This window comes from Bdellovibrio sp. MYbb2, from assembly GCF_056175685.1.
This window is the reverse complement of sequence record NZ_JBJKJI010000002.1, coordinates 810,327-835,986: the sequence shown is the minus strand read 5'-3', so window position 1 is coordinate 835,986 and position 25,660 is coordinate 810,327. Positions and strand designations below refer to the sequence as shown.

The 25,660-nt window shown below is 49.0% G+C and carries 28 protein-coding genes and 1 tRNA gene; 20 read left to right on the top strand and 9 right to left on the bottom strand.

From position 1 onward, the window contains the following. Positions 1 to 118: 118 nt before the first annotated feature. Together AC04MQ_RS13870 and AC04MQ_RS13865 are read left to right on the top strand one after the other, a co-directional pair. Complete coding sequence (locus AC04MQ_RS13870; RefSeq protein WP_475392359.1) at positions 119 to 1,456, top strand: VapE domain-containing protein; 1,338 nt, start codon at positions 119 to 121, stop codon at positions 1,454 to 1,456. Positions 1,457 to 1,836: 380 nt separating this feature from the next. Further along, on the top strand, positions 1,837 to 3,126 hold the full coding sequence (locus AC04MQ_RS13865) for a hypothetical protein (RefSeq protein ID WP_475392358.1): 1,290 nt from the start codon (positions 1,837 to 1,839) through the stop codon (positions 3,124 to 3,126). A 96-nt stretch (positions 3,127 to 3,222) separates the two neighbouring features. Here AC04MQ_RS13865 and AC04MQ_RS13860 read toward each other — a convergent pair whose 3' ends face one another. Together AC04MQ_RS13860 and AC04MQ_RS13855 are read right to left on the bottom strand one after the other, a co-directional pair. Continuing rightward, positions 3,223 to 4,266: a hypothetical protein gene (locus tag AC04MQ_RS13860; protein WP_475392357.1), complete on the bottom strand. Its 1,044-nt coding sequence runs from the start codon at positions 4,264 to 4,266 to the stop codon at positions 3,223 to 3,225. A 94-nt stretch (positions 4,267 to 4,360) separates the two neighbouring features. Continuing rightward, positions 4,361 to 4,437 (bottom strand) — tRNA-Pro (locus AC04MQ_RS13855). 82 nt (positions 4,438 to 4,519) lie between these two features. Here AC04MQ_RS13855 and AC04MQ_RS13850 point away from each other — a divergent pair. Continuing rightward, positions 4,520 to 5,182, top strand: coding sequence for a hypothetical protein (locus tag AC04MQ_RS13850; RefSeq protein WP_015090061.1), 663 nt, complete (start codon positions 4,520 to 4,522; stop codon positions 5,180 to 5,182). Here AC04MQ_RS13850 and AC04MQ_RS13845 read toward each other — a convergent pair. After that, entirely contained in the window at positions 5,179 to 5,385 is a 207-nt protein-coding gene (locus AC04MQ_RS13845; protein WP_015090062.1) for a hypothetical protein, read from the bottom strand. The genes AC04MQ_RS13850 and AC04MQ_RS13845 overlap by 4 nt on opposite strands. A 145-nt stretch (positions 5,386 to 5,530) precedes the next feature. Here AC04MQ_RS13845 and AC04MQ_RS13840 point away from each other — a divergent pair, with 145 nt between their 5' ends. Beyond that, positions 5,531 to 5,923, top strand: coding sequence for a hypothetical protein (locus AC04MQ_RS13840; protein ID WP_475392356.1), 393 nt, complete (start codon positions 5,531 to 5,533; stop codon positions 5,921 to 5,923). Positions 5,924 to 5,999: 76 nt separating this feature from the next. Here the strand turns inward: AC04MQ_RS13840 and rpsR are convergent, their stop codons facing one another. Beyond that, positions 6,000 to 6,269 carry a 30S ribosomal protein S18 gene (gene rpsR / locus AC04MQ_RS13835; protein WP_051026266.1) on the bottom strand — a complete coding sequence of 90 codons (270 nt, stop codon included), beginning with the start codon at positions 6,267 to 6,269 and terminating at the stop codon, positions 6,000 to 6,002. 194 nt (positions 6,270 to 6,463) lie between these two features. Between rpsR and rpmB the strand changes: the two genes are divergently transcribed. The 9 genes from rpmB (at position 6,464) to AC04MQ_RS13790 (ending at position 12,586) form a co-directional block, all read left to right on the top strand. Then, the gene (gene rpmB / locus AC04MQ_RS13830; RefSeq protein ID WP_041577024.1) at positions 6,464 to 6,751 is read left to right on the top strand and encodes a 50S ribosomal protein L28; all 288 of its coding nucleotides are present in this window, start codon (positions 6,464 to 6,466) and stop codon (positions 6,749 to 6,751) included. Between the two features lie 15 nt (positions 6,752 to 6,766). After that, the gene (locus AC04MQ_RS13825; protein ID WP_015090065.1) at positions 6,767 to 7,027 is read left to right on the top strand and encodes a KOW motif-containing protein; all 261 of its coding nucleotides are present in this window, start codon (positions 6,767 to 6,769) and stop codon (positions 7,025 to 7,027) included. A 172-nt stretch (positions 7,028 to 7,199) separates the two neighbouring features. Then, the gene (locus tag AC04MQ_RS13820) at positions 7,200 to 7,553 is read left to right on the top strand and encodes a hypothetical protein (protein WP_475392355.1); all 354 of its coding nucleotides are present in this window, start codon (positions 7,200 to 7,202) and stop codon (positions 7,551 to 7,553) included. Positions 7,554 to 7,563: 10 nt separating this feature from the next. Further along, complete coding sequence (locus AC04MQ_RS13815) at positions 7,564 to 8,394, top strand: carbon-nitrogen hydrolase family protein (protein ID WP_015090067.1); 831 nt, start codon at positions 7,564 to 7,566, stop codon at positions 8,392 to 8,394. A 140-nt stretch (positions 8,395 to 8,534) separates the two neighbouring features. Then, the gene (locus AC04MQ_RS13810; RefSeq protein WP_475392354.1) at positions 8,535 to 8,792 is read left to right on the top strand and encodes a hypothetical protein; all 258 of its coding nucleotides are present in this window, start codon (positions 8,535 to 8,537) and stop codon (positions 8,790 to 8,792) included. A 52-nt stretch (positions 8,793 to 8,844) separates the two neighbouring features. Further along, on the top strand, positions 8,845 to 10,581 hold the full coding sequence (locus AC04MQ_RS13805; RefSeq protein WP_475392353.1) for an electron transfer flavoprotein-ubiquinone oxidoreductase: 1,737 nt from the start codon (positions 8,845 to 8,847) through the stop codon (positions 10,579 to 10,581). A gap of 51 nt (positions 10,582 to 10,632) precedes the next feature. After that, positions 10,633 to 11,757, top strand: coding sequence for a THUMP domain-containing class I SAM-dependent RNA methyltransferase (locus AC04MQ_RS13800; protein ID WP_015090070.1), 1,125 nt, complete (start codon positions 10,633 to 10,635; stop codon positions 11,755 to 11,757). Between the two features lie 17 nt (positions 11,758 to 11,774). Then, the gene (locus AC04MQ_RS13795; protein WP_475392352.1) at positions 11,775 to 12,170 is read left to right on the top strand and encodes a branched-chain amino acid aminotransferase; all 396 of its coding nucleotides are present in this window, start codon (positions 11,775 to 11,777) and stop codon (positions 12,168 to 12,170) included. A gap of 41 nt (positions 12,171 to 12,211) precedes the next feature. After that, a complete protein-coding gene (locus AC04MQ_RS13790; RefSeq protein ID WP_475392351.1) occupies positions 12,212 to 12,586 on the top strand; it encodes a polyketide synthase in 375 nt (124 codons plus the stop codon). 61 nt (positions 12,587 to 12,647) lie between these two features. Here AC04MQ_RS13790 and AC04MQ_RS13785 read toward each other — a convergent pair whose 3' ends face one another. Then, a complete protein-coding gene (locus AC04MQ_RS13785) occupies positions 12,648 to 13,013 on the bottom strand; it encodes a hypothetical protein (RefSeq protein WP_015090073.1) in 366 nt (121 codons plus the stop codon). 15 nt (positions 13,014 to 13,028) lie between these two features. Further along, positions 13,029 to 14,075 (bottom strand): UDP-3-O-(3-hydroxymyristoyl)glucosamine N-acyltransferase, encoded by a 1,047-nt coding sequence (gene lpxD, locus AC04MQ_RS13780; protein WP_475392350.1) that lies wholly within the window; start codon positions 14,073 to 14,075, stop codon positions 13,029 to 13,031. A 126-nt stretch (positions 14,076 to 14,201) separates the two neighbouring features. On the opposite strand from lpxD, the gene AC04MQ_RS13775 reads away from it, so the two are divergent. From AC04MQ_RS13775 to AC04MQ_RS13765, 3 genes are all read left to right on the top strand, one after another. Next, positions 14,202 to 14,783 carry a hypothetical protein gene (locus tag AC04MQ_RS13775; protein WP_475392349.1) on the top strand — a complete coding sequence of 194 codons (582 nt, stop codon included), beginning with the start codon at positions 14,202 to 14,204 and terminating at the stop codon, positions 14,781 to 14,783. Between the two features lie 83 nt (positions 14,784 to 14,866). Continuing rightward, positions 14,867 to 15,085: a translation initiation factor IF-1 gene (gene infA / locus AC04MQ_RS13770; RefSeq protein ID WP_011163494.1), complete on the top strand. Its 219-nt coding sequence runs from the start codon at positions 14,867 to 14,869 to the stop codon at positions 15,083 to 15,085. Positions 15,086 to 15,132: 47 nt separating this feature from the next. Beyond that, positions 15,133 to 17,475: a helix-hairpin-helix domain-containing protein gene (locus AC04MQ_RS13765; protein WP_475392348.1), complete on the top strand. Its 2,343-nt coding sequence runs from the start codon at positions 15,133 to 15,135 to the stop codon at positions 17,473 to 17,475. Between the two features lie 196 nt (positions 17,476 to 17,671). Here AC04MQ_RS13765 and AC04MQ_RS13760 read toward each other — a convergent pair whose 3' ends face one another. Both AC04MQ_RS13760 and AC04MQ_RS13755 read right to left on the bottom strand, forming a co-directional pair. Next, a complete protein-coding gene (locus tag AC04MQ_RS13760; protein ID WP_475392347.1) occupies positions 17,672 to 19,033 on the bottom strand; it encodes a hypothetical protein in 1,362 nt (453 codons plus the stop codon). Positions 19,034 to 19,036: 3 nt separating this feature from the next. Beyond that, the gene (locus AC04MQ_RS13755) at positions 19,037 to 20,593 is read right to left on the bottom strand and encodes a hypothetical protein (protein WP_475392346.1); all 1,557 of its coding nucleotides are present in this window, start codon (positions 20,591 to 20,593) and stop codon (positions 19,037 to 19,039) included. 174 nt (positions 20,594 to 20,767) lie between these two features. Here AC04MQ_RS13755 and AC04MQ_RS13750 point away from each other — a divergent pair, with 174 nt between their 5' ends. The 4 genes from AC04MQ_RS13750 (at position 20,768) to AC04MQ_RS13735 (ending at position 24,838) form a co-directional block, all read left to right on the top strand. After that, complete coding sequence (locus AC04MQ_RS13750; protein WP_475392345.1) at positions 20,768 to 22,156, top strand: TldD/PmbA family protein; 1,389 nt, start codon at positions 20,768 to 20,770, stop codon at positions 22,154 to 22,156. After that, entirely contained in the window at positions 22,156 to 23,499 is a 1,344-nt protein-coding gene (locus AC04MQ_RS13745; RefSeq protein WP_475392344.1) for a TldD/PmbA family protein, read from the top strand. Before AC04MQ_RS13750 ends, AC04MQ_RS13745 begins: the two co-directional genes overlap by 1 nt. Before the next feature lie 2 nt (positions 23,500 to 23,501). Next, on the top strand, positions 23,502 to 23,948 hold the full coding sequence (locus AC04MQ_RS13740; protein WP_015090082.1) for an LEA/WHy family protein: 447 nt from the start codon (positions 23,502 to 23,504) through the stop codon (positions 23,946 to 23,948). Between the two features lie 92 nt (positions 23,949 to 24,040). Next, positions 24,041 to 24,838, top strand: a complete 798-nt coding sequence (locus AC04MQ_RS13735; protein WP_475392343.1) for a hypothetical protein — start codon at positions 24,041 to 24,043, stop codon at positions 24,836 to 24,838. Here the strand turns inward: AC04MQ_RS13735 and AC04MQ_RS13730 are convergent. After that, complete coding sequence (locus AC04MQ_RS13730; RefSeq protein ID WP_475392342.1) at positions 24,815 to 25,600, bottom strand: HAD family hydrolase; 786 nt, start codon at positions 25,598 to 25,600, stop codon at positions 24,815 to 24,817. The two genes, AC04MQ_RS13735 and AC04MQ_RS13730, sit on opposite strands and share 24 nt — an antisense overlap. Between the last annotated feature and the right edge of the window lie 60 nt (positions 25,601 to 25,660).

The window sequence follows — 25,660 nt, the reverse complement described above, 5'->3', positions numbered from 1 at the left end:
TAATTTCCGTCTGTTAGACGTTACTTCCATAAAGACCCCCTGGGCTGGGTGTCCAAATCAAATCGGGGTCAGGAACATGACTTTATCGCTGGTAATTACGCCACGATAGGGAGGTTTTATGAGTCAGAGCGAGAGCAATCTAGATACTGAGGGGCAAGAGACGGTTTTAGAGACATATGCGGATGAAGACGAAAATCCGATTGTAGGTTCAGAGAAAGGTACAGCGCAATCAGCTGAAGAACAAACACCAAGCCACTCAAAAAAGAAGAAAAAGTTTGGTCCTCTTGATGAGGTCCGAATCTATATGCAACTTGACCAGGTTAAATTCGAAAATGGAATGATAAAGTGTCGAGGGTCATTCATATCATTAGATGACTTGGTTCGAGAATATTACTTGGTCCTTAAAAAGAAATACCACAACGTCAATAAGGGAGACATCCATGATGTTATTATTCATGCACAGTACGAACTCAAAGCTAAACGTCTAAAGGACTTCCGTGAAGATCTGAAGTTCAGAGGGAATAATCAGATTTTGGAAAAGTGGCTTCGAGCAGTTGTTGGTGAAAGTCAGCGTTCATCCATCTATTTGGCGGTCATGGGACATTTTCTTTGGCAAGTTAAACGGAAGGTGTTTGAGCTTCCGGTGGAGCATCATCTGATGCCTGTCATTACTGGCAAGCAAGGTTCCGGAAAGTCTACAGCCATAATGAAGCTGCTTGGACCAATCTCTGATTATAGTGTCACACTTGACGTATCATCGGCCAATGACAACAGAGAATACTTCAACTTTCATAAAAACTATGTCTGTTTCTTTGATGAGCTAGCTAAAGCTGATAAGGCGGATGTTAACTCACTAAAGAAGCTTATCACGGCACCCAAAATTACCTATCGAATCTTGGGAAGACACGAGAATGGAGAGGCGCCAAATATCTGTACATTCATCGGAGCGACCAATAGTCGGATAGAAGATATGATTTATGACCCAACTGGAATGCGTCGATTTTTTGAGATCCCAGGAAAAGAAAAGTTGGACTGGTCAATCATTAACACAACGAAGTATTTAGATCTTTGGCAAGGAATTGACGAAGAAAGTGAATCTCCAATTTTATCATATCTTGAGCAGATTCGAGATCTACAAGAGGAAATTCGAGCGCTTGATTCAGTCGAAGAGTGGTTAAGTGAAAAAGGAATTGAGTTTGTAAGTGGTGATGCGCTTTCGATTGGCGAAGCCCGAAAGACCCCCATGGATCTTTACAAGAGTTATGTCGAGTGGCTTGAAATGCAAAAGCGTAAACCTGTATCACAGAAGAAGTTTAGTCTTCGTATTCAGGAGCAGGGAGCAGTTCAATCACGGTCACCAAATGGTCAGCGTATCTACCGGTATACTGAGAGGACTTGCAAGTTTGAACAAGAATTGGATAACGAGAAGTTTTTGGCCAGCATAGGGGCAGTATAATCAGCGATATCAATCCCGCCAGGAGAATAAGAAGCTCCTGGCTTTACGAATTATCCGACCGATCTGACAGTCTCAAATCCGGACAAAAATACTTCATTGATCTCAAGTGGCGTCCAAGTTCTTCGGACGCCAGACCTCCAGAATGGAATCAAGCGAGGCAGCTATGCCAAGCGAAACCAGGGAGGCTCAGATGGATACCAAACAAGTGAAAATCGAATCAGTTCAAGAATTTTTGGCTCGTGGTGGTCAGGTAAAGGTGTTGACTCCTTCACGCCGCCGCAATCGCACTTGGCGGTAATTTTTTGAGCATTTTTGGTCGAAGCTGGTGATTATTCACTGAGGCCTCGGTGGACGAGGCCTTTACAGGTAAGGAGCATGTCATGCGATGGGAGAAACGGAAGGATAGATACGGGAAATCGTACTATAGCTTTCTCCAGTGGAACCCCGTAGTACGAAAGAACGTGCGTCTGAAGCGCTCTGAGGTCCCTGCTAACATCGTAACGGATTCGCAAGCCGACGAGTTTTGTCGTTTGCGCGAGGCTGAGCACGAGGCAGCCAAGTTTCGCATTGAACGTAAACTTGCATGGAAAAAGAAGTTCTACGATTTCGAAAAGTTGCTCGAAATTTTTGAGATCGAGGCGAAGATCCGGGCGCCCAATTCGTGGACATCTCCATCCTACTATCTTCGCCAGTATGTATTCGATTTCTTCCTAAACCATAAGCAGTGCAACAACCTAAACAACTGGCCTCTGTTCTTTGATGATTTTCGTGATTGGCTGATGACCGCGAATACCGGGAAGCGCACCAAGAATGGCGGTTTGGCGTACAATACCCGTAATAATATAATCGGAGCGCTGAATTTGTTTTTAGAAGTGATGTCCAGGAAGGGGAAGTGTGAGCAGGCCCCTAGGTGTCGTAAGTTTCCTCAGCACTTGGCTAATCATCGCACCGCTGAGGATGTGATTTCAGATGACGAGGCTAAGATCATTCAGCAGCGCCTCAAAGACTTGGACTCCACAGGGCTTGCCGCAGATTTCTTCACGGTCTTGTTGCACAGCGGACTCCGTCTTGGGGAAGGTCTCGGGCTTTCCTTGGCGGATTTTTCTCCAGGGGAGCCGGAGATAGTCCTTGTCAAGGGTGCCATCCAAAGACATGGCCTCAGCTGCTTTGGTTATATTTCTCTTGAGTCACAGCTGTCGGACGCGACTCGTCCTAGGAGCGGTGATGGCACAGTTGGTAGGAAGCCTTTGAAGGGGCGCAAGCTCATCGACGCTAAGGGAGGAAGAACCATACCGATTTTTGACAAGCAGGCTTTCAATGCGCTTGCTCGTCGATTCAACGAGCAGGTCAATATGTTGGAGCAAAAAAGGTTTGGGTCTTCAAAAAACGATTATCTGCTTTTTGATGGTATAGAGAAGAATCTCTTTTCGCGGTTGCTTCGGGAGGCCTACGAGGGGACCAGCTTCAAGCATAAGTCGCCTCATTGTGCACGACACACTTTTGCGACCAATCTGGCGGGTATCACGCAGGCGGACACGGGGTTCTGTCGCTTGGTTCTGGGGCATAGGGACGAGGAGACTACTTTGGGCTATGTCCATCTTTTCGAGCAGATCAATCGCCAGGCTCGCTCAAAGGTATTAGTGAAGTCGAAGATTGAGTTGGTCGAGTAGGTATGGCGAGGATATCTTTTGATGTTTTGATTTTTGAAGTATTTTGTAATGTCAGACCTTGCTACTTCCGCGAAAGAGTCGGGTAGTTGGATTGGTCTACTGTCTAAACCATCCATAGGGGACTTTTTCTCGTAATGCTTTTTCTCTCAATGGGCCTCTAACATTGAATGTGACTCTTTTTCCGCCTATTTTACCTGAAATTGATTTTAACTTGAACGCGTCGTCAAGGTATCCATTTTCAAAGCCGTCTTGATCAGAACGATATGTAGCCATTAGGAAAGCAACTTCTAGTCCTTGTTCCCAAGTTGCCATATGGAATGTTTCTTCGTGTTCAAAAACCAGGTCATTGGTGAGAAGATAGTTACTTGGATCTCCTTTTGTCTTGAATGCTTCCACAATGTCATTCCAGGGCCAGCGGTATGGAGTTTGAACTTGTGGAAGAGTTTCTGAAACACTTGCGACCAAGAACTTAACTTCAACATCTGTCAGTATATAAGAGCTATCATTTCTTAAGTTCATAAACAGGAAGCCTACGTCATTCAGCATTGCGCCGACTCCGAATCTTTCTTGATCGTAGTTGCGTTCTATACTGGGGCGTTCAATATCGCCACTTTGGTCAACATAGTTGTCCTCGATCCAATTATCGATCGCAACGAGATCTGCCGGTTTTGCAAGGAAGTCTAGCCTGCGCCCTTCATCTCGCTTGCCACAATACTTTTGCCAGAGCCAGCGATTGGCTGTAATGAATTTACGTTTATGAGTGATCACGCAATATGAAGCCCAAAAGTTCCATTCTACTGCGTCTCTTCCCCTCGGCATCGCAATATATACGTGATAAGAATCCCGTTCGATAACTGCAGGATCATATTGAAGTAGTTCCATCATTCTGGGAACTGACGGACCAAATAAACGCCAGTATTCAATATTCATCTCATTCGAGGAGTGGCCGTTCATTTTACGTATTCCAAGTGTAGCGCTCTTTTTTAACGTCACCCAGAAAGTTGCTATAATTGCGGTTAATGCGGCAAGTGCACTAAGTATTTGTTCGTGGTTCTTTAAAAGATCATAAATTTTCGAAAGCAAAGATGTACCTCGTAGAGTCAGACGTAGAGTCATATCTTTGGTTTTTTGGATCGTCACGCACCAACGCACCTGGAGTGCATCGATTTGAAATTTTACTTTTGTATTTTATTTGTGATTTCAGCGGCTTGCTGAAATTTTCTAGGTTCAAAATTGGTCGGGGAGATAGGATTCGAACCTACGACCCTCTGGTCCCAAACCAGATGCGCTACCAGACTGCGCTACTCCCCGACAGAGTCAGAAAACTACATAATCCCTAGGCCAGTTGTCAAACTACTAGATTCTAACGCGTAATATTAGTACCCTTTTTTTCATGGAAAACTTTCTGAACTCTTTGCCGAAGCCTGTTCTTGCCATTTTGGTCCTGGTGGTTGCCATCATCGCCTTCATGATCATGAGCCCGCCTCATTCGGTCTGCGACACTCAAGCCGACGCGTTCAAGGAGTTGCAAAAAGGCAACATCTTCCCAACAGACTACAAGAAATCCAAAATTCCGCCGACCGTCGTGCGCGCCAAAGAGGCTTGTCAGCTGGGGAACAGTGCGGGGTCCTGCTATGAGTACTTCACCATTCTGCGCGAGGTGGCTGAAGGTGTCGGCAAAGCCTCTGCCGAATGTACCTCCCAGTTGTATGGGATTAACGAAGTTCGTTCCAACTTGAATGATGGGATTGAATTGATGGCGCGTTTGGCCTGGGGAACCAAGCCTCCGGAAATGGGGCTTGAGCGTTTTGGATGGATGCAAGATGCCGAGATCGCGATCTTCTGTCGTTTGAAGAACATCTATACTCGGGCTAACGGGGAAGAGGCGTGGACGAACTTCCGTAAAAAAGTTTATGAAAAATTCCCGGGCGAAGAACTGCCGCCGTCCGCGGATCCGGCTCTTGTTGCTGTCGAGCCTCGTAAGGCCACGCAGGTTCTTTCAGAGCAGGATATCTGGAATCGCAGTTTGTTCTCGGTCCGTTGCGAGGTCTATTAAAGCGACACCACCTCCAGGGACTTCCAGCGAGGTTTTTTGTCGCGGTATTCAAGTTGTCCATACATAGCGAACTGTTCGTCCTGGGTGTTCTGAAGCAGGTAACCCAGGGCCTGGATCTTTTGCAGGCTCCATTCGGCCGGATTCAGGCCAAAAGATTTCAGTTCAGTTTGCAGTTTCAAAAGTTTCAATTCGTTGGTTTCCATTTAAGCCCCCTTAAAAGGTTTCGTTGTTCGGATAACCCCTATTGCAAGGCAGTTGCCGGACAGTTCGGCCTTCAAATCAAAATAAACGGGTACTGGGCATGCTTCCCCCTTGAGTTGTCTGCGGGGGTGGACTAGCTTCTTGGATATGAGACGAAATGCTTTTCTAGGATATTTGATAGCAGAAGTGATTGTGATCCTGGCAGTAATGGCCTTGTTCAGGGGGATCCCGGATCGTCAGATTGCGGCGACCCTGGCGGGGATTCTTTTTGTGATGCTGCCAGTCATTTTAATGGTGATGGAGTACCGTCGGGGGGAGCTGGGTCAGTTTGTTTGGTTCGTGGTCGTTATGCAGTTCTGGACCCTGTTTGCGTTACCTATATTAGGTATCAGGTTGATGAACTGGGGCGTGCCGTTTGAGCAGCTGTCATTTATAGGTATTCCGGGGCCGGTGCTGCATCAGTGGTCGAGTAAAAGTTACATGCTGATGATGGCGGCGACGGTCTGGAGCTGGTGGAAAGTCAGCCGGGAGAAGGCTTAAAACGCAAAAAAGCCGGTTTTCACACCGGCTTTTTTGTCTTCCCAATCAGGAAATCAGTACTCTTATTCGTTTCGGATTAGATCTCGAAAGGAACTGGAGAGATTGCTTCTGCTCTATGGAATGTATCGAAAGAGTCAGAACCAGATGGCAATAGAGCCAAGTTACGAGATTTCTTAACTGCTGCTGCTACTCTTTTTTGTTGAGCAACGGACAATTTAGAGATTCTGGATGGAGTGATTTTACCACCGTCACCAATGAAACGAGTCAAAGATGCTGGATCTTTGTAATCGAATACGTGGTCACCAGAGAATTCCTGACGGTATTTGCTACGTGTTGTCTTTTTCATTACTATCCTACTTTCGATTTCCTGTTGGTTAGCGAGTTCTTGTGTATACGAGAAAAAACAGTTGCCATCAAGTGTCTTTTTACTTTATATGGTTGTTTCTTGTTTTTCGCGCCAATAGGCGCCAACCCAGACTTGTAGCTAGTTTTAAGGCATCCGAAGGGGTGCCCTATGTAAGAGAGCCAGAGGAGCTTAGAATGAGCAAATGTGAAGTAACCGGAAAAGGTCCAGTTGTTAAAAACTTGGTATCCCACTCCAACATTAAAACAAAATCAACTGCTCTACCAAATGTTCAGAAAAAACGCATCTTTAGCCGCGTTTTGAACCAAATGGTAAGACTTTCAATCGCAGCTAGTGCTATCCGTGATATGGAGCACGTAGGTGGTTTTGATAATTTCATCCTTAATCAAGACGATTCCAAGCTTTCTAAAAGAGCTTTGACCGTTAAGATGAGAATCAAAAAGAAAATTTCTTCTAAGAACTAATTAAGGTTGGCCACAATGAAATTGAAAATCAAAAAAGGCGCGACAGTACAAGTTATCACAGGCTCTGACAAAGGTAAGAAGGGCACTGTTATCGCTGTAGACGCTACTGCAATGAAAATCCAAGTTCAAGGTGTGAAAGTACAAACACACTACGATAAAAAAGACGGTCTTTTGAAAAAAGAAGGCTTCATCGACTACTCCAACGTGAAGTTGGTAGAAGCTGCTTCTAAAGAGAAGAAGACTTCCAAAAAGGCTACTAAGTCTAAGTCCGCTTAGTCTTAAAGTCCGGTCCGTCGCATAGATTGACCGGGCAAAGTTTGCCTAAGACAAAGTCTAAATTTGGTCCTTAAGGCGATCTCTTCGTTTTAGTCTCTTACATAGCTGCGTAAAATCTAAGTTGGGTTTAGAAACATTAATTTCGCCCCACTTGTTAAAAGAGGAGAGCAGCTTGAAACAGGACCAAATCTCTAAAGCAAAAAACATAAAAGCACTGTTGTCGGCGACGATCACGGTGCTTTTTTTTTCGTCTTTCAGTCACGCGGCTGAGCTAGGGGAGTCTCTTGTTCTTTGCAAAAGCAACAAGACGGTTCGCACTCTGCGTGTTGAAATTGGCACTGATCAGATCTGCCGCGCGATCTACACAAAACAAGGTGTAGATGAAACCATCGGCTCTGGACAAAATCATCAGTCCTGCCATGACTTCGTAACAAATGTCCGAAAAAATCTGGAAGAAGCCAAATGGAACTGCCGCGAAGTCAAAGAGGCGCGCACTTCCAATGTTTTGTTAAACGCTGAAGAGTAAGAGGTCCTTGATGAGTTCAGAGTTGGTTGTCGCAGCAGTGCAAATGACTTCGGTCGATGATGTAACAACCAACGTGGCTCAGATGGAAGAGCTCTTAAAAGAAGCCTTCAAAACCGCGCAACCGCGCTTTGTTTCCTTCCCTGAAAACTGCCTGTATTTGCGTCTGAAAGAAGGCGAAAAGATCGAGGGGCTTACTCTCAGTCATCCGGCCTTTGCGCGTCTTTCCGAGCTGGCAAAACACTACAATACTTATCTGCACCTGGGTTCGATTCCTCTGTATCTTGAGGGGCATCTTTACAATTCCTCGACGCTGATCACTCCGGAAGGGGAGGTTCAGCCCACGTATCAGAAAATGCACTTGTTCGACATCCAGCTGGAAGGTCAGGAACCCATCCGTGAATCCGACGTGTTTCGCCATGGTCAGACTCCGCATGTGATCGAAATCGACGGCTGGAAGGTTGGCGAGGCGATCTGTTATGACGTGCGTTTTGCTGAGCTGTTTTCCCAGTACGCCCGTCGTGAAGTGGATGTGATTTTGCTGCCGGCGGCGTTCCTGGTAAAAACCGGCGAAGCGCACTGGGAAATTCTGCTGCGCGCCCGTGCGATTGAGAATCAATCTTATGTGATTGCTGCTGCTCAAGGGGGTACCCACACGGGGCTTCGTGGTGGCACCCGGGAAACCTATGGTCACAGCCTGATTATCGATCCTTGGGGGGCTGTTGTGGGCCAGGTTGAAAAGCGCCAGCCCGGGGTGACGATCTCTAAATTCACACGTGAGCGGATCGATTCTGTTCGACGCCAAATACCGATGAAGTTCCATCGCCGCCTTCCCGTAGGTTAGGTGTTTACCCCCTCGAAAAACATGGGCTGGGCCGCGCCAGAGTTCTGGACTGAAAACCAGAATTCCTGCACTATTTCTAATGACAACTTTCTCAGTTAGCTTTTAATATGCGCGCGAAGCGCGGAAGACAGGAGCGGGTTATGATCCGAGTTTTCTTATGTTTGTTTCTGCTATCCTCAGTAGGTGTTCAATTTGCGCATGCGCAAGACGCCACGGGAATTCAGACGGAGCCTCAGTACGATGAGGCTCGTGAAGCAGAGATTGCGATGAAGGCCAAGAAGCGCCTTTATCCCGGGGGACGGGATGAAGAAGAGCTGAAGGTTCAGTCCCAGCTGGCCACTCCGGCGCGCAAGCTGGCTCCGCAGGCGGAAGTCAAAGACGAGCCGATGGAAGAATAGGGCAAGCCAGCCCCGGGTTTCGAGTTTTTGTATTGAATTGAATGGAGAGAATATGTCTGTATACGATCAACTGCCAGAAGGTGTAACACGCGAAACGATGGACGTGGATGTCCTGATCGTCGGTGGTGGTTCCGCGGGTATGTCCTGCGCATTGCACCTGCAAAATCAAATTCAAAAACACAACGAAGACGTTGCTGCCGGTAAAAAGCAGGGCGAGCAAATCCCGGAACAGATGATCGTTGTTCTGGAAAAAGCTTCGGAAGTGGGCGCGCACAGTTTCTCGGGTGCGGTTTTGAATCCGAAGGCTTTGACTGAGCTTATTCCAAACTTCAAAGAAGAAGGCTGCCCGATTGATTCCGAAGTCAAAAAAGACGCGGTTTATTATCTGGGTTCTGACTTCTCTTTCAAACTGCCAATCACTCCGCCGCCGTTCCATAACGAAGGCAATTACATTATCTCTCTTTCCAAGTTCAACCGCTGGTTGGGCACAAAGTGTGAAGAAAAAGGCATCAACATCTTTCCGGGCTTTGCGGCGGTGGAAGCATTGTATGAAGGCGACAAGATCGTCGGCATTCGCACCGGCGACAAGGGTCGCGACAAACACGGCAATCCAAAGGCGAACTTTGAGCCGGGTCTGATTCTGAAATCCAAAGTTGTGATCTTCGCTGAAGGCACGCGTGGTTCCCTGTTCCAGAAGGTTGAAAAGAAGTTGAATCTGCGCGCAGGTAAAAACAAAGAAGTCTTCGAAGAAGGCGTGAAAGAAATCATCCAGATGCCAGCGGGCACGGTGGAAGCAGGCCAGGTTATCCATACCATGGGCTTCCCGCTGTCCAAATCCATCGGCGGTACTTTCATCTACACCCTTCCAGGGGACAAGATCATCGTGGGCCTGGTTGCTTACCTTGATACCCAGGATCCGTTGCTGGATCCACATCGTGAACTGCAAAAACTGAAAACCCATCCGTTCCTGCAAAGCATGCTTAAGGGCGGTAAAGTCATCGCTTACGGCGGTAAGACCCTGCCTGCGGGCGGCTGGTATTCCATGCCGAAACTGTACGGCAACGGCTTTATGGTCTGCGGTGACTCTGCCAGCATGGTGGACGTGCAGAAGCTTAAGGGTCTCCACTTGGCGATGAAATCCGGCATGCAGGCGGCGGAAGCCGTTATTGACGGGTTGATCAAGGGTGGCGATTTCTCTGAGGAAGTGACCAAGGGTTATTCCGACCGTATTGAAGCCGGCTTCGTAAAAGAAGAGCTTTACCGCGTTCGTAACTTCCACCAGGCGCTAAGCAAGGGGATCGTGGAAAGCATGCCTCTGTTGGCCCTGCAAGAGCTGACTGGCGGCCGTGGTCTGCAGGATCCAATGCCGATTGACCATATCGACGCTGAAACCACTGAAAAAGTCCTGGATATCTGGGGCCCTTACGGCTTGGATCACGAGGATAACAAGCTTCCAAAACCGGACGGCGAGCTGTTCTTTGATAAGCTGTCCAGTGTTTACCTGACCGGGACCATGCACGACGAAGATTCCCCAAACCACCTTATTTTGAAGGACGGGGATATCTGCCGTACCGTATGTGAGCCTCAGTACAAATCACCATGTAATCATTTCTGCCCGGCGGCGGTTTATGAGATGGTGCCGTCTACAAAAGAGGCAGGTAAGAAGGACTTACAAATCAATTATACCAACTGTATTCACTGCAAAACTTGTGATATTAAGTGCCCATTCGAAAATATCGAGTGGACCGTTCCTGAAGGGGGCGGTGGACCACAATACCGCGAAACATAGGAAGCCTGGCGTTCGGACTGGGCTTTCTTAACAAAGGAAAGGCTCAGTCCCATGCCTCAGTTTTTTGCCTCCACAGCCCGTGGACTTGTTGAACCCCTGGAACTTGAATTGAAAGAGCTTGGCCTGAAGGTCACAGACCGTTACATCGGTGGTGTGTTCTTCGAAAGCAACTGGGAAGGCTGCTATAAAGCGAACCTTCATTCCCGTTTGGCCAGCCGTATTCTGAAGCCTGTACTGGATTTCACGGCGTATCAGCCGGAAGAACTGTACAGCCAGATTCTTCGTCACGATTTCACCAAATACATCAAACCGAATCAGACGATCTCCATCGACGCCAGCGTCAATGAATCCAAAATGCGTGACCAGCGTTTTGTGGCGATGAAAGTCAAAGACGCTATCGTCGATCAGTTCCGCGAAAAATTCGGCGTGCGCCCGGATGTTGATAACACCAACCCGGATCTGCGCATTCACGTGCGCGCGATCAAAAATCAGTTCAACATCGCGATCGACACTTCCGGTGACAGCTTGTTCAAGCGTGGTTACCGCAAAGAAGTCGGCGAAGCTCCATTGAAAGAAAACCTGGCAGCGGGTCTGCTGCGTTTGTCCGAGTGGGACCGTCAAAGCCCGCTGGTGGATTTCATGTGCGGTTCCGGGACATTCCTGATTGAAGCTGCGATGATGTCCATGAATATTGCTCCTGGTATCAACCGCAAAGGTTTTGGTTTCCAGAACTGGTTGAACTATGAAGAAGAAACCTGGGAAAAAGTGATCCAGGAGGCTATGGACGCTGAAAAAGAAGAACTTGATTTCAAGTTCTATGGCTTTGATATCGACAAGCGCGTTTTGATGAATGCGAAAGACAACGCCAAGCGTGCCGGTGTTGATGAAGTTATCGAATTCAAAAAAGAATCCGTGGCGACTGTGGAGCCACCGGTTGAAAAAGGTCTGATCATCGTGAATCCGCCGTATGGCGCGCGTATCGGTGATGAAGACAACCTGCGTGACGTGTACCGTGATCTGAGTTTCACCATGAAGCACAGATTCAAGGGCTGGGACGCATGGATCCTTTCCGGCAACAAAGAGCTGATCGCGGATTTGAAACTGAAATCCACGCGCAAGCACTTCGTGTTCAACGGCAATATCGAATGCCGTTTCCTTAAATACTCCATGTTCTAAGGAATAAAGGGGGGGATATGAAACTGCTTTTGGCTTTGTTGCTGCTTGTGCCGGTTTCGGCGATGGCGGGACTGACTTCCAAGGATGTGTATCAGAAAATCGACTGCCGTCTGTTGAATGACGGCGTGTTGCTGAAAATACATTCGGAATACATGATGAATGTTAAAACCGATATTGGTTATGCGAAATTTTCGCAGATCCAATTCGGCGATGAAGCGCTGAAGATTCAGTATCAGCTGTTCATCGAGGATGACATTAATGGGGCGATCCCGGAATCGTTGATCTTTTTGCAGAACCTGATGATCGGCGAAACAGAGTCTTCTGTTGAGATTTCCGGTCAGAAGGTCAGTTGGGTCAAGTCGACATTGAAGGGTTTCACCGTTCAGTGTGAGTTGGCTGAACCGATCCAGTAATTGATTTATTTTTTTTGCAGTACGTTTATTTGGAGTAAAAGATGAAAAAGTTGATGTTGGCGTTGGCAGCACCCTTGTTGTTCTCTGTACCTTCCTTGGCGGCTAAGAAGTTTTCCTGTCAGGGCCTGACGGAAGAACAGGTTCCGGTGTCTATCACGGTTTCTGTTGATGTGAATGACTATGCTGAAGTGAATTTTTCCAGTGCAGACTTTGAAAACAGCTGGGTGGGTGAGCACACACGCCTGTACCGCACTATCGGTGGCATGACCAAGCTGACAACAGCTTTGGGTGATCGCACAGAGTACTTTGTGAAACTGGAAGTGGCTGACAACGGTCAGGGCACTTTGGAGTATGAAGAGAACGATTCCGGCTGGGAATATTTCGCTTCAGCCCGCGTTCAGTGCACCCGTCAATAGACAATAAAAAAAACCGAGGCTTGTAACCTCGGTTTTTTGTTTTTTAAGTCGTGTGATTTAATTAGAACGGTTTGTTGATCGCAAAGATCGCTGCCGTGGTTCCCAGAACCAAAAGCAGGATGGCAATCGGCCATCCGATATAGCCTTTTCTTTTCACCAAAGAAACCGCCAGACCCAAAAGCATCCAGATGATCAGCTTGCCGTACAACCAGCCCGGCATTGCGCCCATGATGCCGAGTTTCGCCATCATTCCGAAGCCGCCGATCAAAAGCAGCATCAAGCCCAGGCCATGAGTCACAAATGTCATGATGCGAGCTTGTTTGGTCAAAGTCACTTTGGCATAGTTCGCCACCAGCAGGCCGCCCAATCCGAAGAACAGGGTCATCAAACCCAGGAAGTGCATGATTTTATAAAACTGATATGTCATTGAGGGGTCTCCTTGTTATTCGTCTTTCAGGCCCAGGTGTTTGATCACGCGGGATACGTCTTTGCGCATTCGCGTGAGGTGGGTTTTGTTAGTCAGGGTTTTCAGGGCGTCACGCAGTGGCTCCAGCGGGTAGCCGCCGTATTGACCAGGCTCGGTCAGGTTGTAAGTCACTGCGCCGCGGCCTGCGATAACAATGCGGTCGCCGACAGTGATGTGGTCTGAAACGGCCACTTCGCCACCGAACATGCAGTTGTTACCGATTTTGCTGGATCCTGCGATGCTGAACTTGGCAGCCATCACGTTGTTTTCGCCGATAATCACATTGTGGGCAATGTGACAGAAGTTATCCATCTTGGTGCCGTTACCGATGCGGGTTTCAGTCAAAGCAGCGCGGTCAATGGCGCAGTTCGCACCCAGCTCCACGTTGTTGCCGATAACCACGCGGCCGATCTGCGGGATCTTTTTCTGGGTGCCGTCTTTTTGCATGGCAAAGGCGAATCCGTCCGAACCAATGGTGGTGTGCGGATGGATTTCACAATGAGATCCCAAAACGCAGTGGGAGCCGACAAAGACATGGGGATGCAACAGGGTGTGATCGCCGATTTCCGCGTGAGATTCCACCACGGTGTGAGCACCGATGGTTGCGCCGTCGCCGATCTTGGCATGTTCGCCGATGACCACATAAGGACCCAGGCCGACATTTTTACCCAAGTGGGCCGTTTCGTGAACGATCGCCGTCGGGTGGATTTTCGTCGCCTGATTGAAACGGTTCATCTTGCCGTCAAACAGCGGAAGAATCGCGGCCATGCCCAGCTGAACAGAACCCGCCGTGAAGAAGGCGGCCGTGCTGTCCGTCGGAACGGTCAGGGATTTGTGAGCCACGATAATCGGGGCCTGGGCTTTCAGTGCCAGAGCCAGTTGATCCGGCTTGGACACAAAAACCAGGCTTTCAGAATCGCACTGTTCAGGGGGAAGAACCTTCGATGCTACGGCGGAAAGTGGGCCGGAGACGAAGTTCAAATCGGAAGAATTTAACTCTTTAATGACTTCTGCTGTGATCATAGTGATGCCTCGCGCTAACACTTTACTATTATTTTTTTGATGTCAAGACACTGGGTGATAGTATAAAGCTGCTTATATAGACACTTTTTGATTCTTTCTCACCTTTAATTTTGGAGAGGAAACGCGATGGCGAAAAAGGCAGCAAAAAAGGAAGCACCTGCGGCAAAGAAAACGGCGAAGCCTGTGGCGAAAAAAGCCCCGGCGAAGGCAGCCCCTGTGAAGGCGGCAAAACCTGCCAAGCCGGCTGCGAAACCTGCTGCTAAGCCTGTGGCAAAAGCTGCTCCGAAGCCAGTTGCAAAACCGGTAAAAGAAGTTAAAGCGGCCAAAGCTCCGGTAAAAAAAGAAGCTGCGGCTCCGGTAAAGCCAGTCAAAGCTGAAAAAGCTCCGAAGGCAGAAAAGCCAGAGAGAAAATTGAAGCTGGTTGAAGATGCTCCGGCGGTTGTTGCTGAAGCTCCGAAAAAAGAAAAAAAGGTCAAAATCGACAAAACCGGAATGTCTGATGATCAGGTGAAATGGCACGAACTTCACGAGAAGTACAAAGTCATGAAAGCCCCGAACTATAGCATTTCTGGCCAATTCGAGGCGAAAACTCCACTGCAGCACAAAATCTTCGGCTGGGGTTTCATCCTTTCCAATGAATACGATCGCTTGGAAGTCCTTTTTGAGGACGGAAAACGCATGCTGATCAGCAATAGAAAGCTGTCTTAAGTAAGTCCAAAACTCATGTTTCGGGGTGCGATGGGCAGAAAACTATTGCAAGGCCCCGGAAACTGACCTAGAAATTTATCTGCATGGCAAAAGACGATTTGGTACAAATTGACGGAAAAGTGATCGACGCCCTAGCGGGTGGTCTATACAAAATTGAACTTGATAATAAAGTTATCATTAACGCAAAACTTTGCGGAAAAATGAGACGCTTTAATATCCGCGTGGTTGTTGGTGACCGTGTGAGCGTAGGGGTTTCTCCTTACGACCCATCTCACGGCTTGATCCAATTCCGTCATAAATAATACCGATTTAATTCCTTCTAACATTTCCAATTAAATCTAGAGGTTCTATGGATCAGGCTCTTCAGAGTTATTTGGCTCGTATTGCTCCAACCGTTACCGCAAAGTCAGCACAGGCTGTGATCGAACTTGCGGCAGAAGGGGCAACCGTTCCGTTCATCGCACGTTACCGTAAAGAGAAAACCGGCAATTTGGACGAGGTTCAAATTCGCGCGGTTATCGAAGGTCACGAAACTTTCAACGAAATCGTCAAGCGTAAGGCGTTCCTGATTAAAGAAATCGGCGAACAAAACAACCTGACGGCAGAAATCCAGAAGCGTATCGAGCTTTCCTGGGATCTGGGCGAGTTGGAAGAAATCTACAAACCATTCAAAAAGAAAAAGAAAACCAAAGCGACCATCGCACGCGAAGCGGGCCTGGAACCTTTGGCAAACTGGATCTGGGATATGGGTCATGGCACGATCAAAGACGATCAGACCATGGAGATGAAGGCGAAAAACTTCCTCAATCCAACTGCAAAAATCGCGACTTACGAAGAAGCGCTTAAAGGCGCTCAGGACATCATCGTTGAGAGAATCGCCAATGATGCCGAGCTTCGTGCCATGGTGGCGAAAAACTACAACGACAGCGGTCGTGTGGTTGCCAAAGCGGCCAAAGGCTACAAAGCAAACTCCAAGTACGAAATGTACAAGGAATTTGAAGAGCCGGTTAAGAACCTTCTGGATGCAAAAAACAATCACCGCTATCTGGCGATGAGACGTGGCTGGCAGGAAGAAGAGCTGACCGTTGACGTTAAAGGCGACGACGAAGCTATCTTGAAATCCTATGAAAACTTCGCGACATCCACTCCGGACAATGCGATCGGCGATTACCTGAAGCAGTGTGCTCGTCTGGCATTGAACGTTTACGTTCTTCCTTCTGTTGTGAACGAAGTTCACCGTCAGTTGAAAGAAAAAGCGGACCAGGATGCGATCACAGTATTTGCTGAAAACGTGCGTAAGCTTTTGCTGGCTTCCCCGTACGGACCAAAATGTGTATTGGGCGTGGATCCTGGTTTAAGAACGGGCTGTAAAGTGGCTCTGATCGACAAATCCGGTGCATTCATTTCTCACACGGTTCTTTACACTTTGGGTGATGATGCTGACAGAAAAGCAAAAGTTCTGTTCGGCGACGTGATGAAGCAGATTCAGATCGAAGCTATCGCCGTGGGTAACGGAACTGCCGGTCGTGAGACTGAAGCCTTCCTGAAGAAAGTCCTGAAAGACCTGGGTAAAAACATTCCGGTTGTGATGGTTTCTGAGTCGGGCGCGTCCGTGTATTCGGCTTCTGAAGTGGCTCGTGAAGAGTTCCCGGATCTGGATGTGACTGTAAAAGGTGCGATCTCTATCGCGCGTCGTTTGCAGGATCCGTTGGCAGAGCTGGTTAAAGTTGATCCTAAATCCATCGGCGTTGGTCAGTACCAGCACGACGTGAATCAGTCCCAGTTGAAAAAATCCCTGGAAGCAGTGGTTGAGTCCTGCGTGAATAACGTGGGTGTTGACGTGAACACGGCTTCCGCAGCGCTTCTTTCCCACGTGGCGGGTATCGGCCCGGCATTGGCGAAAGGCATCGTTGAGGCTCGTAAGAAGACCCTGTTCAACGACCGTACTGAGCTTTTGAAAGTTCCAAAATTCTCTGCAAAAGTTTTCGAACAAGCTGCAGGTTTCTTGAGAATCCCACAAAGCAAACAGGTTCTGGATTCCACCGGTATTCACCCTGAGCGTTACCAGGCGGTGACGGACATGGCGAAAGACCTGGGTGTGTCTTTGTCTGATGTTATCGGTGAAGGTGCAAAAAAACTTGTTTCCCAAAGAACCAAATGGGCTCAATTGGTGGGTGAATTCACCTTTGATGACATCGTAAAAGAGCTTGAAAAACCAGGCCGTGATCCGCGTGATCCGTTCAAGGTGTTCCAGTTCCGTGATGACATCATGGAAGTGAAGGATCTGACTGAAGGCATGATCTGCCCGGGTATCGTGACTAACGTGACTAACTTTGGTGCGTTTGTGGATATCGGTGTTCACCAGGATGGTCTGGTGCATATCTCTGCATTGTCTCACAAGTTCGTGGATGATCCTCGTAAAGTGGTGAACCCTGGTGACCATGTGACAGTAAAGGTTCTGAAAGTGGATGTGGTTAAAAACCAGATCTCTTTGACGATGAAGATGGACGATGCTCCGGAAGCTTCCGCACCTCGTGGTGAAAGACGTCCGGAAAACCGTGGTGCTTCCCGCCCAATGGGTCAGGGTCAGCGTCCACCGGCTGGTAAGCCAGCTCAGGCTCCAATGAAACCTGCAAACCCGTTTAACAACCCGTTTGCAGCTTTGATGAATGTTCCGACTAATAAGAAATAACAAGGAGAACTAAAATGGCAGCTAAAGGTAAATCCAAAAAAGGTATCCGCCACAGAAAAAAACGCATCTTGACCAAGAAGCGTATGTACAAAGCGAAAATCCGCAAGTAATTCGCTTTCAAGTTTGAAAATAAAAAACCCACAACTTTAACCGGTTGTGGGTTTTGTTTTTTTAGGAAAGAGTGAAACTCAAACCTTTAAGGCTTTGTGGTCTGAGCCGCTTCCTGAAGCAGCAGCAGATCCCTGTATGTGAAGATGCGGTCTTCACGGGTTGTTTTCAAGTCATGGTCCGTGACGTTCGCGTAAGACGCGGCAAAGATGCTGGCACCCAGATCCTTGCCCTTCATTTCAATCGTGCGCGAAGCAAAGCGGATGCTGCCTTCACGAAGCGCAGTCAGGCTGGTAAAGCGAGCCGCTGCCACCGTCGGCAGATTCGAAAGGGTCGCGACCAGACTGGTTTCAATCGCCAGCAACGTGTTGCCCACGCTCTGTCCGGCAAAGAACAACGCCAAAGTCGAATACATCACGCGGGCCTCGGACGTCTTCAAAGCCGTGTGGCTTTGTGCTCCGGTCAACCAAAGGGCAAAGTTGTCGCGCATGCGGTGATAGTCATCATACAGCTGTTTGCCAGTGATGGCGGCGGCCGTGCCTCCGCAAGCCAAAGATACCGGCCATGCCTGAAGGACTGCTGCCACCAATGAACAGGTGGAAAGAGCGGCCAGTTTGATGCTTGGCGAGTTTCTTTCAATCCACGCTTTCAGGCCCACAGCGTGTTTTTGCTGGCGCAGCAGGTTTTCGATGATGGCTTTGTTCTGCGGACTTTCTTCCACAATACTTTTTACGATCGGCTCATACACCAGGAAGCTTTCCAGAGGGTTTTTCTGGGTGTCGTAAAGCTCGCCCAGGGCCTTGTTCACGCGCTCGATGTATTTACCCAGGGCCACGGCGATTTCCTGGTCCGGAGCCTTGTCCGTTTTCATGTAAATCACGAAGGGCACCTGATGAATGATCAGCAGGGCTTGCATGTTATAAAACTGCCTCGCGGTGGAAAGTTCGTTTTGGATGATATAGCCTTCCATGTTCACGTAAGGACTTTTTGGTTTGTCCTTGAACATCTCAGCGGCTTTATCGGCCATCGCGCGGTAGTCCTCCTGATACAGACGACGGATCAGTTTCATTTCCGTCTGATCCTTGTCGAATCTTGTTTCATACTGCACAAATGGCAGGGTCATTCCGATGCGGGCCGCGGAACCTGAATTCATCAGGCTTTGCGCGTTCGCAAGGCCCACCAGCAGGCGGTATTCCTCGGATTTTTGTTTGATGGCGTTGCGGATCAGCGGCAGTTTTTCTTTCACGTCCGGATCACACAAGGTGATGAAGGCAAAGCAGCGGCGCAGTTTTTCTGCTTCCAGCTTTTGTCTTTCAACCAGTTCGATGGTTTTGGTTTTAATGTCGATCAGGACGGCTTCTTCCGCCGCCGTGAAGGACGGGGAGGTGGCGGCATGGGCCGAGGACGAAGTGACCAGTAGCAGGCTTAGCAGTACAGCAGAAACGTTCATGACTTAAATTTCCTCAAAGAAAGGAAGCGGAAGGCTGTCTTTGCCCTCTGTGGTTCCCATCAGTTTTAGTTTTGGTATATTAATTTTATTGCGATCCTTAATTGTGACCTTCAGGAAGGTCCATTCGCCACCCGTCCAGTGGTAACCACCACGGAATAAGCTGGTGTTCACACCCGGAATCTGGCGCAACCACTGGCGAAGCGGCATTTGCGTTCCATCTTTGCGCATGACCATGCTGTCAGAACCAAAGCCGCCGTATTCTTTGCCGGTGTACAGATAGATCTCGCCCTTGTTGGACAGGGACTGCAGATAACGGCCAAGCACGATGTCTGGAGCAAACGACGACATAAAGTCCCCGTGATAGTCGGTGATCAGCTTCACGTCGCGCACGTCTTTCAGCAGGGCTGAATCGGACACGGGGGTGTAGTTGATTTTGTCGGTGTTGATGCGTGAAGCTCTCCAGCGGATGAACTTTTGTGAAAGACCCACGAACACCGACGTGTCGCTGTAGTCATAGTCTTTCGACTTCATCCCTGCGAACACTTGGGCACCGACTTCGGATGAATTCACCCAGCGGTCTTCGCGTTTCAGGCCTTTGATGCTGGCAATCAGCGGGTGGCGCAGTTCACCGCCGCGGAAGGCATCCAGGAATTCGGTGGCGGTGATGTTTTTGCTTCTTTCGCGGAAGGTGGCGCGGGCCTTTTCCTGCAGCGAAGCGTGGTTGGTGAGGCCCTGATTGGCGATCTCTTTAAAGGACATCACTGGTGGGGCGCCTTCTTTGAAATGAATCATTTCAACTGCAGGCACCTGTGCATTTTCATCGGTCTTGGTGATTTTGATGGACCACATTTCATATCGGGTGCCGTCGTCCTCTTTCGGGGTTTTCACCAGTTCAGCGCGAATGCCGGGAATGGTTTCCAGCCACTGACCCAGATTTAAAACTTCGCCCTTGGCGGTGATCACTTTGTTGAATTCGCCGTAAAGCTCGTGGCGAGCGCCCAGGAAGATGAAGATTTCTCCGTCGGTTTTCAGGTTGTTCAGGTACTTTTGCATCACCTGATGGGGTTGGCCGGAATAGGCCAGGGGGCCGAAGACATCGGTGATCAGATCGCTTTTGGCGATTTCTTTGTCGCCAATGGTTTCAAGGAAACGGCCGGAAATCACATTCAGGCGTTCGGCAGATTTGGCCGAGGTTTCATAGGCCACAACCGTGGACTTCAGGTTTTGACCTTGGGGGGATTGCAGGGCTTGGCGTACCGCAAAGGCGTGGCCGGCGCCGGAATCAAACCAGTGGCCGTCTTGTTTTTGCAGGACGCGGGAAAGCGACTGGGCAAAGTCATTACCAAGCACAACCTTGTAAGTTTCAAGACCACGACCTTTGGTAAAAAGCTGCTCGTATTTCGTCAGGTTTTCAAAGGCACGGGGATCGCTTTTTTCGACCTTGGCAAAAGTGAATATGCCTTCACAACGGGCCGCAATGGACGCCTGTGCCGCAAAAGGCAGCGCCGTTGTCAAAATGCTCGACAAGCTCAAGACGGCTAGCGTTGTTTTAATGCCCATAATCACTCCTGCGTCAGGGGTATTTCAAGCATCGTTCCATTTGGCCCCATAATATCGAAGGGATCATAAGATGATACCGGATCAGTACTTCTGGGCCCTGACGCGACCTCCGGGGATTTCCCCTTGGGAGGGGGCAAGACTTGAGCTATCCTTTGAAGACCTTAAGGAGGCCCTATGATTATTCAACCTCACATTCTGTCCAAGGCTCTGGATGCGGCTCTGAGCACGGGTGCTGATTTTGCGGATATCTTTGTTGAAGACACTTATTCTTCCCAACTGACAGTTCTAAATTCCAAAGCGGACCAGGCCATTGTGGGCCAGCTGTACGGCGCAGGGATTCGTTTGTTCTTCGGCCATGAGATTGTTTATGTGACGACGAATGATCTTTCTGAAGCAGGCCTGGTGAAGGCAGCGTTGAACGCGGCTCAAAGCCGTGGCACCGGGGCGGCTTCCAAATCCATGCCCTTGATGCAGGTGCCTTTTGATTCTGTTCACACCTTTGGTGAAAAGCCTTGGGAGATGAACCGCGACCGCAAGTTCAAATGGTTGAACGGCATTGATCAGCACGCTCGTGCCCGCAACTCTGCGGTGACGCAAGTGGAAGCGGGTTTGAATGAAAAGTTCCAGCGTGTGCAAATCGCCAACTCTCGCGGTTTGATGGCGTACGATGAACGTGCTTATTCCCGTATCCGCATGCAGACTTTCGTTGAAAGCAACGGCGTGAAAGAAAGCTCTGCGGATGACGAAGGCCATATGGGGACTTCGGAAGTTTATGATCAGATTGATCTGAAATCTTTGGCAGAAGGTGCGGTGGACCGCGCGATGCTGTTGACCAAAGCGGCTTATGCGCCAGCAGGTGACATGCCGGTATTGATCGACAATGCCTTCGGAGGTGTCTTGTTCCACGAAGCCTGCGGTCACGGTCTGGAAACAACAGGTGTTGCCAAGGATTCTTCCGTGTTCTGCGGCAAGATGAATCAGAAGATTGCGCACGAATGTGTGACGGCCATTGATGATGGCACCATCGAAAACGGATGGGGCTCTTTGAACATGGATGATGAAGGCAACAAAACCAAGAAGACAACGTTGATTGAAAACGGTGTTTTAAAATCTTATATCGTCGATGAAATGGGTTCCCGCCAGACCGGTTATGAAATCACTGGCAGCGGTCGTCGTCAGTCTTACAAATATGCTCCGGCTTCGCGCATGAGAAACACTTTCATCGCGGCTGGTAAAGACAAGTTTGAAGACATGGTTCGCGATGTGGACTATGGCCTTTATGCAAAACGCATGGGTGGTGGTTCTGTGAATCCGGGCACCGGGGATTATAACTTCCAGGTGGCTGAAGGTTACATCATCCGCAATGGTCGCATCGAAGAAGCGGTGAAGGGGGCCTGCCTGATCGGTCGTGGTATCGATACGCTGGGTAAGATCACCCGAGTTTCTGATGATCTGAAACTGGCGCGCGGTATGTGCGGATCTGTCAGCGGGACGATTCCAGCAGCTGTGGGTCAGCCTCAAGTTCTGGTTTCCAGCCTGATGGTTGGTGGGAGAGCAAAATAATGGACACTATTAAAACGAACTTCCAAAAGTTGACTGAACAGGCCCGTAAAGACGGTGCCAAAATTGAAATGCTGGTGACCGGGGGCGAAGCCCTGAGCATCGGTTATTCCAAACGCAAGCTGGAATCGTTTGAGTCCACACAGACTCAGATGGCAGGCTTGCGTGTGATCCTGGGTGCGAATCAGGGTTATGCTTACACCGAAAATCTTTCTGAAGAATCCCTGCTGCGCACTTACGGGGAAGCATTGAACAACGCCAAGACCGTGCAGACGGGTGAAACAAAACCAGTTGAACTGGTGAAGCCTCAGGCCGTGAAAGCGATGCCGGAACTATTTAAGCCAGAGGAAATCGCCATGGAAAAAAAGCTGGAAGTGGCAAGACTTCTGGAAGAGCTTTGTCTGGCAAAAGATTCCCGTGTGACGAATGTGCCTTATTCCGGATTCAATGAATCCGTGGTGTTCAAGCGCATTTTGAATTCAGAAGGCCTGGATCAGGAGTTCAAACAGAACTACTACAGTGGTTACACTTATCCTCTGGCCAAAGACGGTGAAAATTCAAAAATGGACGGCGAAGGTTTCTTTGCCCGCAAGTTTGATGACATCAACACCGAAGAAGTGACGGGCGAAGGTGTACGTAAAGCCTTGGCTCGTTTGGGAGCGACTCAGCTTCCGACGGGTAATTATGCAGTGGTGATCGACCGCGAGCAGTTCCCGACGGTTTTGCAGATGATTCATGATTATTTCTCTGCGAAAGAAGTCCACGAAGGTAAATCCCTGTTCAAAGGCAAGCTGGGTCAGAAGATCGCCAGCGACAAATTTGAGCTGTTGGACGATCCGTTTGAAACTCGGGGGACGTCAGTACGTCCGTTTGATGATGAAGGTGCGCCTTCTCAGAAGACCGTGCTGTTTGATAAGGGTGTATTGAAAAACTATCTGTCCAATCTTGAGTATGCCAACAAGATGAATCTGCCGCACACAGCTCATGCCAGCCGCGGTCCTGCTTCCCAGCAGGCGATTGCGCCGACAAATTTGGTTGTGGCAAACGGAGAGAAGTCTTTGCAGGATCTGCTGACATCTTATGACAAGGTCATCCATCTGGCAGGATTCGAGGGTGGTTTGCACGCGGGCTTTAAACAGTCCACGGGTGATTTCTCGATGCCGGCGTCTGGTTTCTTGTATGAAAAAGGCCAGAACATGGGTCCGATTGAACAGTTTGTGATGTCTGGAAACGTGCTTGAACTGCTTCGTGATATCGAGGCGGTGGGCCGTGACTACAACAAACCAGGCAATTCCTTTATCTGTCCTGATGTTCTGATCAAGTCTTTGAGTTTCGCAGGAGCATAATCATGAAGAAGTTCGCACTTGTTACATTGTTGTTGTTTCAGATGGTGGTAAGTGCGGGCTGCTCCAGCTTGTTTGGTTATGCCGAGGAACCGAAGGTTCAGTTGAATCAGGTGTATGTGCGTGATGCGGACTTCACCGGGGCGACCTTGATCTTTGTGGTGAATGTGCAAAACCCGAACAAGAGCGATATCAAAGTCAAAGAGATCGCCTACAAGGTCTTTATTTCTGGGAAAGAGCTGACCGAGGCCAAGACGGAAAAGCCCATTCTGGTTCCGGCCAACGCTGCCACTGACATCGAAGTTCCACTGCCGGTCAAATACACGGCGATCCTTGGTAATCTCGGGGACATCCTGACGGCTCGTGAGGTTGCCTATCGTATTGATGGCAGCGCCAAGACGGGCTTCTTTAGCATTCCGTTTTCCAAAGAAGGAAAAGTCGAACTTCGCTAAATTCCTGATGGCTAGTTTTTCTGTGGTGAATTGAAGTCCACTTGCCGCAACTTCTTCAGAGTCCTATGCTTTTTCACAAAGTAAGAGGGCTTATGAAGTTCATTTCTGTTTTGATTTTCCTGTTCACATCCATTTCATTCGCACAAACAGTGTCTCGTATTCAAGGGACCGAGGCGACCATCAATCTGGAAGGTCACGAAGGACTGATTGTGGGCGATCGTGTGCATTTCCTGAATTCACAGCTAAGCACGGCGGGCGAGGGCGAAGTTTCGCGCGTTTCTGCTGGTGGCAAAAAGGCCTTGGTGAAAATCCTTTCCGGTAAAGTGAAGACGGGAATGACGCTAGAGAAAATTTCATCCTCTGTGAATGCACCTAAAGAAACTGCGGCGCAAAGTTCTGCCGGAACGGCTATGCGTGCCGATGGTATTTCTTATGCTTCTTTGAGTGAAAGCGACCGTGCGATTCTGGAGCGTGGTGAGATTTCTCAGACTCGTTATGTGGTGGGTGGTATCTTGGCGACGTATCCATTGGGTCTTGGAATCGGTCATGCCGTTCAAGGACGCTATATGGAAAAGGGCTGGATCTTTACAGTCGGTGAGCTGGCATCCCTGATGGTGTTCATGGCGGGAGTGGGTGATTGCGTGGACGATGCCTGGAGTTCCAATAGCAACTGCAGTAATAGAGGTGGGCTGTTGTTCGCCGGGGCGTTTGGTTTTGTCGGCTTCCGCATCTGGGAAGCGGTGGATGCGTGGGCGACTCCGCCCGAACAAAACCGCCGTTATCGTGAATTGAAATCCCGTTTGCCGGCCAGCGAAGACACGATCACCTTTGAACCAGGGTTCATGCCTTTGGCTGGCGGAGGCGCATTAGGCCTTCGTGTGACTTTTTAAGATCGCCGCTGCAATTTCAGTGAAACCCAACCCACCTCGGTCTTTAGAGACATAGGTGGGTTTGTTTTTTATCTGATCGATAAAGTTCTGAATGTTCGCCACCGCAAAGCTGTGCGGGAAGTAAGCAAACATCGGTTCGTCATTCGGGGAATCCCCACTGAAGGCACAGACTTTTTTCGCCTCTTCCGCGCTGACACCGAATTCCTTTTCCAAAAATCTTAGTGACATGGTCAGTTTGTCATAGCTTCCGAACCAGCCGTTGACGTGGATCGAGCTGACTTTGGCCTGCGCCCCTACGGCGTGGAACAGGTCCACGATCTTTTGCACGTCGGATTTAGGCAGGGCAGGAACATCTTCGCAGAAGTCGATGGCCAGGTCCATCAGGCGACAGAACTGGTCGCTGGCCAATGCCGAGCCCGGGACTTTTTGCAGAATCTCTTTTTCAAGTTGCTGAAGTTTTGTGCGATTTTCTTTCTGAATCTTTTCATCAAAGAAGAAATGACGGTGCATGGTTTTATTGTGATAGCGGAAATAGAAGCCACCGTTTTCACCCACGATGCCGCTGACGGGCCAGACGCGGGCGATCATTTCGCACCAGCCAGCAGGGCGGCCTGTGACCGGAATCACATGGATTCCGGCATTGTGCAGATTCCACAAAGCTTGATAAGCCTCCGGACCCAAATGTCCTTCGTCAGTCAAAGTGTCGTCGATATCAGTCAGAAGAAAGCGCAAGGGACTTGAGAATTCAGAGGCATTTTTCATTTCTGCAGTATATCTGCTGATCTTGCGAAGGTCTAAGTTGATATGGCTCGTCAAAATTTA

Excerpts from the sequence above, each read along its gene's own strand:
- AC04MQ_RS13760 (WP_475392347.1), bottom strand. The coding sequence starts at position 19,033 with ATGAACGTTTCTGCTGTACTGCTAAGCCTGCTACTGGTCACTTCGTCC.
- AC04MQ_RS13750 (WP_475392345.1), top strand. The coding sequence starts at position 20,768 with ATGATTATTCAACCTCACATTCTGTCCAAGGCTCTGGATGCGGCTCTG.
- AC04MQ_RS13785 (WP_015090073.1), bottom strand. The coding sequence starts at position 13,013 with ATGACATATCAGTTTTATAAAATCATGCACTTCCTGGGTTTGATGACC.
- AC04MQ_RS13795 (WP_475392352.1), top strand. The coding sequence starts at position 11,775 with ATGAAACTGCTTTTGGCTTTGTTGCTGCTTGTGCCGGTTTCGGCGATG.
- AC04MQ_RS13800 (WP_015090070.1), top strand. The coding sequence starts at position 10,633 with ATGCCTCAGTTTTTTGCCTCCACAGCCCGTGGACTTGTTGAACCCCTG.
- AC04MQ_RS13850 (WP_015090061.1), top strand. The coding sequence starts at position 4,520 with ATGGAAAACTTTCTGAACTCTTTGCCGAAGCCTGTTCTTGCCATTTTG.
- AC04MQ_RS13735 (WP_475392343.1), top strand. The coding sequence starts at position 24,041 with ATGAAGTTCATTTCTGTTTTGATTTTCCTGTTCACATCCATTTCATTC.
- lpxD (WP_475392350.1), bottom strand. The coding sequence starts at position 14,075 with ATGATCACAGCAGAAGTCATTAAAGAGTTAAATTCTTCCGATTTGAAC.
- rpsR (WP_051026266.1), bottom strand. The coding sequence starts at position 6,269 with ATGAAAAAGACAACACGTAGCAAATACCGTCAGGAATTCTCTGGTGAC.
- AC04MQ_RS13815 (WP_015090067.1), top strand. The coding sequence starts at position 7,564 with ATGAGTTCAGAGTTGGTTGTCGCAGCAGTGCAAATGACTTCGGTCGAT.
- rpmB (WP_041577024.1), top strand. The coding sequence starts at position 6,464 with ATGAGCAAATGTGAAGTAACCGGAAAAGGTCCAGTTGTTAAAAACTTG.
- AC04MQ_RS13765 (WP_475392348.1), top strand. The coding sequence starts at position 15,133 with ATGGATCAGGCTCTTCAGAGTTATTTGGCTCGTATTGCTCCAACCGTT.
- AC04MQ_RS13810 (WP_475392354.1), top strand. The coding sequence starts at position 8,535 with ATGATCCGAGTTTTCTTATGTTTGTTTCTGCTATCCTCAGTAGGTGTT.
- AC04MQ_RS13865 (WP_475392358.1), top strand. The coding sequence starts at position 1,837 with ATGCGATGGGAGAAACGGAAGGATAGATACGGGAAATCGTACTATAGC.
- AC04MQ_RS13825 (WP_015090065.1), top strand. The coding sequence starts at position 6,767 with ATGAAATTGAAAATCAAAAAAGGCGCGACAGTACAAGTTATCACAGGC.
- AC04MQ_RS13790 (WP_475392351.1), top strand. The coding sequence starts at position 12,212 with ATGAAAAAGTTGATGTTGGCGTTGGCAGCACCCTTGTTGTTCTCTGTA.
- AC04MQ_RS13730 (WP_475392342.1), bottom strand. The coding sequence starts at position 25,600 with ATGAAAAATGCCTCTGAATTCTCAAGTCCCTTGCGCTTTCTTCTGACT.
- AC04MQ_RS13870 (WP_475392359.1), top strand. The coding sequence starts at position 119 with ATGAGTCAGAGCGAGAGCAATCTAGATACTGAGGGGCAAGAGACGGTT.
- AC04MQ_RS13840 (WP_475392356.1), top strand. The coding sequence starts at position 5,531 with ATGAGACGAAATGCTTTTCTAGGATATTTGATAGCAGAAGTGATTGTG.
- infA (WP_011163494.1), top strand. The coding sequence starts at position 14,867 with ATGGCAAAAGACGATTTGGTACAAATTGACGGAAAAGTGATCGACGCC.
- AC04MQ_RS13745 (WP_475392344.1), top strand. The coding sequence starts at position 22,156 with ATGGACACTATTAAAACGAACTTCCAAAAGTTGACTGAACAGGCCCGT.
- AC04MQ_RS13755 (WP_475392346.1), bottom strand. The coding sequence starts at position 20,593 with ATGGGCATTAAAACAACGCTAGCCGTCTTGAGCTTGTCGAGCATTTTG.
- AC04MQ_RS13805 (WP_475392353.1), top strand. The coding sequence starts at position 8,845 with ATGTCTGTATACGATCAACTGCCAGAAGGTGTAACACGCGAAACGATG.
- AC04MQ_RS13740 (WP_015090082.1), top strand. The coding sequence starts at position 23,502 with ATGAAGAAGTTCGCACTTGTTACATTGTTGTTGTTTCAGATGGTGGTA.
- AC04MQ_RS13845 (WP_015090062.1), bottom strand. The coding sequence starts at position 5,385 with ATGGAAACCAACGAATTGAAACTTTTGAAACTGCAAACTGAACTGAAA.
- AC04MQ_RS13775 (WP_475392349.1), top strand. The coding sequence starts at position 14,202 with ATGGCGAAAAAGGCAGCAAAAAAGGAAGCACCTGCGGCAAAGAAAACG.